Consider the following 8,975-nt stretch of genomic DNA (forward strand, 5'->3'; position numbering starts at 1 on the left):
CAGGCGTGCCAGGGCCCGGTTGCCGATCAGGCAACCGGGCCTTTTTGCATTGTGGCGGCCGGCACCCCCCGTTGGTGTGGTAAAAGTAGGCTCCCGCGCCCGGCCCAGCCCTTGCCGGCGCGGCGGCTATGCCACCTGCCTCGCCCAACACCTGATGACCGGCCCGCTCCACCCTCCCGGCGATACCTCCCGCGCCACCGCCGCCACCCCCGTGGCTTCGGCGCCCCCGGCTGTTCCAGCCGCGGCCAACGGCTCGCGCCTGCCCCACGGCCTGCGCGGCGCCGCGCCGCTGCTGGCGCTGCTGGCGCTGGCCGTGCTGGTCGGACTGGCCGGCGCGCTCGGCTACCGCTACACCTACGACACCGCGCTGGCGCGCCAGGCCGAACGCGGCCAGGTCCAGCTGCGGCTGTACACGCAGGCGCTGGAAAGCGAACTGGCGCACTACGACTACGTGCCCGGCCTGCTGTCGCTCGACGAGCGCATCGCCGCGCTGCTGCTGCGCCCCGACGACGCCGCGCGCACCGCGCGCGCCAACGAATACCTGAGCGCGCTCAATGCCCGCGCCGGCACGCGCGTGATCTACGTGCTGGACGCGCACGGCAAGGTGCTGGCCACCAGCAACTGGCAGCGCCCGGACAGCTACCTCGGCGAAGACCTGAGCTTCCGCCCGTACTTCCGCTCGGCGATGGAGGGCCAGCTGGGCCGCTTCTACGGCGTCGGCACCACGCGCAGCGAATCCGGCTACTACCTGTCGGCGCCGCTGGGCGAGCGCGACAACCCGGTCGGCGTGGCGGTGGTCAAGATCGGCCTGGAGCCGCTGGAGAACCGCTGGCAGGGCGCCGACAGCCAGATGCTGCTGACCGACGAGAACGGCGTGGTGATCCTGGCCTCGGACCCGTCGTGGAAGCTGGCCGCGCTGCGCCCGCTGTCGGCCGAGGCGCGCGCGCGCCTGGCGCGCAGCCTGCAGTACAACCGCGCGCCGCTGCCGCAGTTGCCGCTGACCCGGGTGCGCAAGCTGGACAACGGCAACGGCAGCGGCAGTGCCGCCAACACCAGCAGCGACGAGCTGGTGCGGCTGCGCCGCGGCCCGCCGATGCTGGCCCAGCATGCCGCGCTGCCCGGCACCGACTGGCAGCTGACGCTGCTGACCAATACCTCGCAGGCACGCGTGGCCGCGCTCAATACCGCGGCGCTGGCGGGCGTGCTGACCGCCTTCGTGCTGCTGCTGGGCGCCGCCTGGAACGTGCGCCGGCGCATCATCAACGAACGCCTGGCGGCGCGCGCGGCGCTGGAGGCGGCCAACAGCGAACTCGAGCGCAAGGTGGCCGAGCGCACCGCCGACCTGTCCACCACCAACCAGCGCCTGCAGGCCGAGGTCAGCGAGCGCATCCGCGCCGAGACCGTGCTGCGCCAGGCCCAGGAGGGGCTGCTGCAGGCCGGCAAGCTGGCCGCGGTCGGGCAGATGTCGACCGGCATCGCGCACGAGCTGAACCAGCCGCTGGCGGCGCTGCGCACGATCTCGGGCAATACCGGCAAGTTCCTCGAGCGCGGCGACTACGCCACGGTGCGCGCCAACCTCGACACCATCATCGGCCTGGTCGAGCGCATGGGCCGCATCACCGGCGCGCTCAAGTCGTTTGCGCGCAAGCCCGGCAACGGCAGGCGCGAGGCGCGGCTGGCCGAGGCGGTGGACAACGCGCTGTTCCTGCTGCAGACCCGCGTCGACGCGGTGCAGCCGGCGCTGCAGCGCGATGTCGACCCGGCGCTGGCAGTGATGTGCGACCCCAACCGGCTGGAACAGGTGCTGGTCAACCTGCTCGGCAACGCGCTCGATGCGGTCGCCGGCAAGCCCGGCCCGCGCATTGCGCTGCATGCGCACGTGGCCGGCGGCATGGTCCACCTGACCGTGCGCGACAACGGCGCCGGCCTGTCCGAGGAAGCCTTCGCGCGGCTGTTCGAACCGTTCTTCACCACCAAGCCCTCGGGCCAGGGACTGGGGCTGGGCCTGACGCTGTCGGCCGGCATCCTCAACGAGAACGGCGGCAGCCTGTCCGCCACCAACCATCCGGACGGCGGTGCCTGCTTCACGCTGGTGCTGCCGCTGGCGCTGGATTCCCATTCACAGGATGCCAAACATGCCGGCTGATCTGACCGTACTGGTCGTCGAAGACGATGCCGACGTGCGCCTGGGCTGCGAGCAGGCTCTGCGCCTCGAAGGCATTGCCACGCGCGGCGTGGGCAGCGCCGAAGCCGCGCTGCGCGAGGCCGGCCCGGGCTACGCCGGCGTCGTGGTCAGCGACATCCGCCTGCCCGGCCAGGACGGCATGGCGCTGCTGGCGCAACTGCGCGCGCGCGACCCGGCCCTGCCGGTGATCATGATCACCGGCCACGGCGACGTCGGGCTGGCCGTGCAGGCGATGAAGCAAGGCGCTTACGACTTCCTGGAAAAACCGTTCTCGCCCGAACAGCTGGTCGATGCCACCCGCCGCGCGCTGGAGCAGCGCCGGCTCGCGCTGGAAGTATCAGAACTGCGAGAACGGCTGGCCGGCCGCGAGAAACTCGAAACCCGTCTGATCGGTCATTCGCCCGCGGTCGAGCGGCTGCGGCGCCTGATCGCCGACCTGGCCGGCACCGACGCCAACGTGCTGATCCACGGCGAGACCGGCACCGGCAAGGAGCTGGTCGCGCGCTGCCTGCACGAGGCCAGCCAGCGCCATGCGCGCAACTTTGTCGCGATCAACTGCGGTGGCCTGCCCGAGCAACTGTTCGAAAGCGAGATTTTCGGCCACGAGGCCGGCTCCTTCACCGGCGCCGCGCGCCGCCGCATCGGCAAGGTCGAGCATGCCGAAGGCGGCACGCTGTTTCTCGACGAGATCGAGAGCATGCCGATGCCGCTGCAGATCAAGCTGCTGCGGGTGCTGCAGGAGCGCGTGGTGGAACGGCTGGGCTCGAACCAGCCGGTGCCGGTCAATACCCGCGTGGTGGCCGCCACCAAGGCCGACCTGCGCGCGCTCTCCGATGCCGGCCAGTTCCGCGCCGACCTGTACTACCGCCTCAACGTGATCACGCTGGAACTGCCGCCGCTGCGCGAGCGGCGCGAGGACGTGCCGGCATTGTTCGAACATTTCGTCGCGCAGGCCGCCTTGCGCTTCGGGCGCGACGCAGTGCCGGCCACGCCGGCGGAACTGTCGGCGCTGGTGGCCTACCCCTGGCCCGGCAACGTGCGCGAGCTGCGCAACCTCGCCGAGCGCCATGTGCTGGGCCTTGGCTGCAATCCCGGCCAGGGCGCCACCGCACCCGCGGCCATGCCGCTCGCGCAGGCCGTCGAGCAGTTCGAGCGCGCGCTGATCGCCGACGCCATGCGCCGCCACGACGGCAACCTCAGCCGCGCCAGCGAAGCGCTGGGCGTGGCCAAGACCACGCTGTTCGACAAGGTGCGCAAGTACGGATTGTGAAGCTGTGAAGCGTTCGCTGAATTCAGCAAGCACTGCAGACATTGCAGTCATGGGAACCATGACGACGCCGGCAGGTCTGCACTGACGACTCTGTTGTCATCACAATGCACTCAATGTGCGTTAAGAAACAAAAGCCTCGCAGATTTATGTTTTTTCCTACAGATACTTTGTCGTTTGCGGCATATTATTAGCTTCCAGCAAATCCGGCATCGAGACGTCCAATACATTGGGATCGCGCTGCGCTTGCTGGAAATGCGGAAAAGATCAAAACAACCACAAAAAGCAGTCTGGCCGGCGGGGGAGCGGGCCGGGCACACAGGGTCAGTCAACTGTTGGCAGTGACAATCGCGCGGCGCCAGTGCCAGGGGCCGCGTGCGCCATGACGGCGCGACTGCCTATGGACTACGGGTGATGGGATGAAACTTGATCCGGCACTGGCTGAAAAGCCTTACTACAGCACGCGGACAGCGGCAAAACTGCTCAACGTCTCACTGGGCACGGTCCAGAAGATGGTCGAGCGCGGCGAACTGGGGGCCTGGAAGACCAACGGCGGCCATCGGCGCATCCACAAGGAAACCGTGCATCGCCTGCTGGCGACGCGCATCGGGCCCGAGTCGGCGTCGCCGCACGGGCTCGACCTGGTGGTGTTCCACCCCAACCACCAGGAGGCGCAGCGCATCCACAGCCAGCTGGCCAAATGGGGCCTGCCGCTCAAGAGCGTGGTGGTGGACGATGTGCTCGACACCGTCATCACCTCGGTCAGCGAGCATCCGCGCGTGGTGCTCTACTACGTCGACGAGCTCAACGATGCCGAGTCGGCCACGGTCGAGAAGCTGCAGAACTTCTTTGCCAGCCAGCACGTGATCTTCGCCGTCATCACCAACCGCCAGGCCTATGACGGCGTGGCCGATGCCCTGCAGCACTGGGGCATCATGGTGTTCCTGAAGACGCCCTCGCTCGAAGAGGTCAAGGGCTTCCTGCGGGCGCAGCTGATGATGGGCCGCGCGGCCTGAAGCTGCGGGCTACGCGTCAGGCCACGGCCGCCGGCCGTGGCACGGACCGCCCGGCGCCGGCCCCGTCTGCCTGCGCCAGCATCCAGCCGTACAGGTTGCGCGGGTCGGGCGGCATCGCCACCAGTTCCACCGCGGTGCCGGCGCGGTGCGCCTGCGCCGCGGCATAGAGCCAGCGCAGCGCGGCATAGTCTTCCAGCGCAAACCCCACCGAATCGAACACCGTCACCTCGTGCGCCGCGGTGCGGCCCGGGGCGTGGCCGGCCAGCACCTGCCACAGCTCGGTCACGGGCGCGTCGGCGGGCAGCTGCTGGATCTCTCCTTCGATGCGGGTCTGCGGTTCGTACTCCACCACGATGCGCGCGCGGCGCAGGATGTCGGCATGCAGCTCGGTCTTGCCGGGGCAGTCGCCGCCGACCGCGTTCAGGTGCATGCCGGGCCGCACCAGGTCCGGCGTCAGGATGGTGGCGCGGGTCTTGTCGGCGGTGACGGTCGAGACGATGTCGGCGCCGGCCAGCGCGGCCGCGACCGAATCCGCGCGCCGGATCGCCAGGCCGGGCACGGCGGCCAGATTGCGCATCAGCCGTGCCGTGGCGGCGGGGTCGATGTCGTAGGCGGCGATCTCGCGCACGCCCAGCATCGCGTGGAACGCCAGCACCTGGAACTCCGCCTGCGCGCCATTGCCGATCAGCGCCATGGTGGTCGCGCCCGGCCGTGCCATGGCGCGCGCCGCCAAGGCTGAAGTGGCCGCGGTGCGCAGCGCGGTGGCCAGCGTCAGGTCCGCCAGCATCAGCGGGAAGCCGGTTTCCACCTCGGCCAGCAGGCCGCACGCCATCACCGTGGGCATGCCATGCTGGGCATTGCGCGGATGGCCGTTGACGTACTTGAACGCATACTGCGTGCCGTCGCTGACCGGCATCAGCTCGATCACGCCGCGCGCGGAATGGCTCGCCAGCCGCGCGGACTTGTCGAAATCGGCCCAGCGCGCGAACGCCTGGCGCACCTGCGCGGCCAGGTCGACGATGGCGGCCTGCGGGCCGATCGCGGCCACCAGCCGGGCGACATCGGCCGCGTCGAGAAACAATGATCGGACGGTGTTCTTCATGACCCGCTCCCTGGCTGTTGCTGCCGTGCCCGCGTTCAGGCCGCCGCCGCGGCGACCCCGCGTCCGCTGCTGCGGTCCAGCCGCAGGGTCATGCAATACGCGCCGCCACCCGACAGCATGAACGGCGACAGGTCGACCTCATGCAGCTGGTAGCCGCGCCGTCCCAGCTCGGTGCGCAGGTGCGGCGTGGTGCGCGTCATTACCACCTGCTCGTCCAGGTTGACCGCATTGACGCTGAAATGGCGCAGGTCGTCGGCGCTGGCCTCGATGCACAGCCGCGCCGGTACGCGCGCACGCAGCTCGCGCAGCGCCGCCGCGCTGAACGCCGGCGGGTAGTACAGCACCTCGCCGCCCGACAGCGGGCAGAAGCACACGTCGAGGTGATAGCTCTGCTCGGTGGCCAGCTCCAGCGCCACCACCTCCTTGCCGAAATAGCGCGACACCGCCAGCGCCGCCTCGTGCGACGAGCGCGGACCGAAGCCGGCCCAGAAATGGCCGCGTCCCGCATCCCAGATGCAATCGCCGGCGCCTTCCTGGTAGCAGCCCTCCGGCAGCGGCGCGACTTCGTCGAGCAGGCCGCGCTCGCGCAGCCGGCCAAAGATGTCGGCAAACGGCGCTTCCTCGCCGCGGCGCTGCGCATAGCGGAAGCGCGCCAGCAAGGCGCGCCCGTCCAGCACCACGGCGGCGTTGGCCGGGAACACCATGTCGGGCAGCCCGGGCGCGCCGGGCGCCAGCTCCACCGCGAAACCCGCGCGGCCGAGCGCGTCGCGCAGCGCGTGGAACGACTGCATCGCATTGCGGTGCATGCCGTGCGGATCGCGCGCCCAGGCCGCCGGGTCCATCCACGGATTGATGCTGTACGACACGTCGTAGAAGGTCGGTTCGACCAGCAAGATGGTGGGGGTCTGGATCACGGCGGCTCCTGGTTGGCATGGCGGGGGACGGCATCCCGTCAGGGAAATCCATCCGTCGATTCAATTCTGGTGCAAGCAGGCGTTAGCCAAAAGCCAGCAAACTGCCCGGTTTGCGCCTACCATTGTGCAAAACGCCAGATTTTCCTGGCGTTTTGCCAATCGCCTCCGAACGCGCCCCCTACCGTCCCATGGATGCCACCGACCAGCAGCTGATTGCCCTCCTGCGCGACAACGCGCGCACGCCTGTGACGGCACTGGCGCAGGCGCTGCGCGTGTCGCGCGCGACCGTGCAGAACCGCATCGACAAACTGGAGCAGGAAGGGGTGATCGTCGGCTATACCGTGCGCCTGCGGCCCGAGGCCGAGGCGCACCGTATCCGTGCCTGGATGACGGTCGCCGTCGACGGCAACAAGACCCGCGCCGTGCTGCAGGCGCTGCGCGGCGAGCCCAACGTGCAGGCGCTGCACACCACCAACGGCCGCTGGGACATCATCGCCGAGCTGCGCGCCGACACGCTCGAGGCCTTCGATCGCGCGCTCGACCGGATCCGGCTGATCGACGGCATCAGCGCCACCGAGACCAGCATCCTGCTGTCGACCTACAAGTAAGGCTGCGGCAGCCTCGGATCCGGCCGCGCCTCACCCTGCGGCGCCCTTGTGCGGTGCGGCATGCCCCATCACAGGGATAGGCTGCACCAGGGACGCCCCGATATATCACCCCGTGATATATTACGTGCACCATTCCAAAGCGCCCCCCGTCACAAGAATGCCAACCGCCCCCGTTTCCGTCCTGGCGCATAACGCCCGTGCCTGGCTGCGCACATTCGTTCCGTTACCCGTTGCCGCCAGCCGCAAGGAGCGCCTCAAGAGTTGCCTGGGCGCGCTGCTCGGCCTGCTTTGCACCGAATGGATCAGCCACCAGACGCTGGGCGGATTCAACCCGTGGTTCGTCGCGCCGATGGGCGCCTCGGCGGTGCTGCTGTTCGCGGTGCCGGCGTCACCGCTGGCGCAGCCGTGGTCGATCATCGGCGGCAACCTGATCGCAGGGGTGGTCGGGGTGGCCTGCGCGCGCTGGATCCCCGACCCCGGCCTGGCCGCCGCCGTCGCGGTGGCCGTCGCCATCGCCCTGATGTTCCAGTTCCATTGCGTGCATCCGCCCAGCGGTGCGGTCGCCATCACCGCGGTCTTCGGCGGGCCGGCGGTCAGTGCGCTGGGCTTTGGCTTCGTGGCGGTGCCGGTGTTGTTCAACTCGATGCTGCTGCTGATGGTAGCGCTGGCTTTCAACAACCTGTCGCGCCGGCGCTACCCTCATCGTCCGCCCGAACCCGCGGTACAGCATGGCACCCGCGACGTACCACCCAGCCAGCGCGTCGGCGTCACCCGCGCCGACCTGGATGCCGCACTGAAGGTGCGCGGCGAATTCCTGGATATCGAGGAAGACGATCTCGAGCAGATCCTGGTGGCGGCGCAGCTGCGCGCGTATCGCCGTCATTTCGGCAATGTGCTGTGCGGCGAAATCATGTCGCGGGACGTGATCACGGTCACGCCCGACCAGCCCGCCCATGAAGCCGGGCACCTGCTGTCGCGACACCGCATCAAGGCCCTGCCGGTCGTCGATGCGACGCGCAAGCTGGAGGGGATCATCACGCAGAGCGATTTCTTTGCCGCACAGCGCGACACGGGCGCGCGTCGGCTGGCCGGCACGGTTCGCAACCTGATGACGCGGGCCGTCGTTACCGCCCGGCCCGACCAGCCGATGGTGGAACTGGCGCAGGCGTTCTCCGATGGCGGGCTGCATCACGCGCCGGTGATCGATGATCAGCGGCGGGTGGTGGGGATGGTGACGCAGTCGGACCTGGTGGCGGCGTTGTTGAAGAGTGGGGTGATGGCAGTACCGGATTGAAGGGGGCGTCGCTTTCTGCTTGAGGCCATGCGGTCGGTCGTCGCTCTTGGCGTGCGCGGTTGTTTGGCTTGAGTTAAGGCGGTTGGTCGTCTTTCTTGGCGAGCGCAGCTGTTTCGCCGGCGTAGCCGGCGAGTTACTTTTTGGCCGAGCGCCAAAAAGTAACCAAAAAGCGCGTCGCCTATGCGGCTGGCAATCAATTCCACGGTGTTGGTGGTTCGGCGGCGGTGCTTTCCGTTTGAGCGTGGCTGCCCGTTCGACCCTGCTACGCCATGTGAGTCCGGGATAGTGCCTGCGATCACCACTATTGAACAATCCCAATGAGGGTGTAGGCCGCCTGCTGCCGGCCATATCGCGGGGACGCCTGCGGCTGCTGCGCAGGCTCGATTGCGCTCTCGCGCGTGGGGCGTTTTGCGCTTAGCGAGCCAAAGGCATCGTGCGATTCAACTCGAGTAAAAAGCCGACAGCGCCAAGCGAGCGCAGCGATGCGTACCGCGCCAGAGCCCACACCCCGCGATAGGGCCGGCGCAGCAGCCGAAGGCGTTCCTACGACACCGCCAGCAGCAGGGGCCACTCCGCGCTCTGGGCTCGT

The 8,975-nt window shown here is 69.0% G+C and carries 7 protein-coding genes; 5 read left to right on the forward strand and 2 right to left on the reverse strand.

The genetic code is table 11. The features are described 5' to 3' along the window. Positions 1–154: 154 nt before the first annotated feature. The 3 genes from A3AG_RS0120120 (at position 155) to A3AG_RS0120130 (ending at position 4,468) form a co-directional block, all read left to right on the forward strand. Positions 155–2,146, forward strand: coding sequence for a sensor histidine kinase (locus A3AG_RS0120120; protein WP_018007158.1), 1,992 nt, complete (start codon positions 155–157; stop codon positions 2,144–2,146). After that, complete coding sequence (locus A3AG_RS0120125) at positions 2,136–3,455, forward strand: sigma-54-dependent transcriptional regulator (RefSeq protein WP_018007159.1); 1,320 nt, start codon at positions 2,136–2,138, stop codon at positions 3,453–3,455. The genes A3AG_RS0120120 and A3AG_RS0120125 overlap by 11 nt, the downstream gene beginning before the upstream one ends. Before the next feature lie 416 nt (positions 3,456–3,871). Continuing rightward, the gene (locus A3AG_RS0120130) at positions 3,872–4,468 is read left to right on the forward strand and encodes a helix-turn-helix domain-containing protein (RefSeq protein ID WP_018007160.1); all 597 of its coding nucleotides are present in this window, start codon (positions 3,872–3,874) and stop codon (positions 4,466–4,468) included. 16 nt (positions 4,469–4,484) lie between these two features. On the opposite strand, the gene A3AG_RS0120135 is transcribed toward A3AG_RS0120130, so the two are convergent. Continuing rightward, positions 4,485–5,570 carry an ornithine cyclodeaminase gene (locus A3AG_RS0120135; RefSeq protein WP_018007161.1) on the reverse strand — a complete coding sequence of 362 codons (1,086 nt, stop codon included), beginning with the start codon at positions 5,568–5,570 and terminating at the stop codon, positions 4,485–4,487. 35 nt (positions 5,571–5,605) lie between these two features. Continuing rightward, positions 5,606–6,484, reverse strand: coding sequence for a dimethylarginine dimethylaminohydrolase family protein (locus A3AG_RS0120140; RefSeq protein WP_018007162.1), 879 nt, complete (start codon positions 6,482–6,484; stop codon positions 5,606–5,608). 188 nt (positions 6,485–6,672) lie between these two features. Between A3AG_RS0120140 and A3AG_RS0120145 the strand changes: the two genes are divergently transcribed. Continuing rightward, the gene (locus A3AG_RS0120145) at positions 6,673–7,092 is read left to right on the forward strand and encodes an Lrp/AsnC family transcriptional regulator (RefSeq protein WP_018007163.1); all 420 of its coding nucleotides are present in this window, start codon (positions 6,673–6,675) and stop codon (positions 7,090–7,092) included. Between the two features lie 157 nt (positions 7,093–7,249). Next, positions 7,250–8,386: an HPP family protein gene (locus A3AG_RS0120150; RefSeq protein ID WP_018007164.1), complete on the forward strand. Its 1,137-nt coding sequence runs from the start codon at positions 7,250–7,252 to the stop codon at positions 8,384–8,386. The last annotated feature ends 589 nt before the right edge of the window (positions 8,387–8,975 follow it).

Source organism: Cupriavidus neocaledonicus (genome assembly GCF_000372525.1).
In the GTDB taxonomy this organism is placed as follows: Bacteria; Pseudomonadota; Gammaproteobacteria; order Burkholderiales; family Burkholderiaceae; genus Cupriavidus; species Cupriavidus neocaledonicus.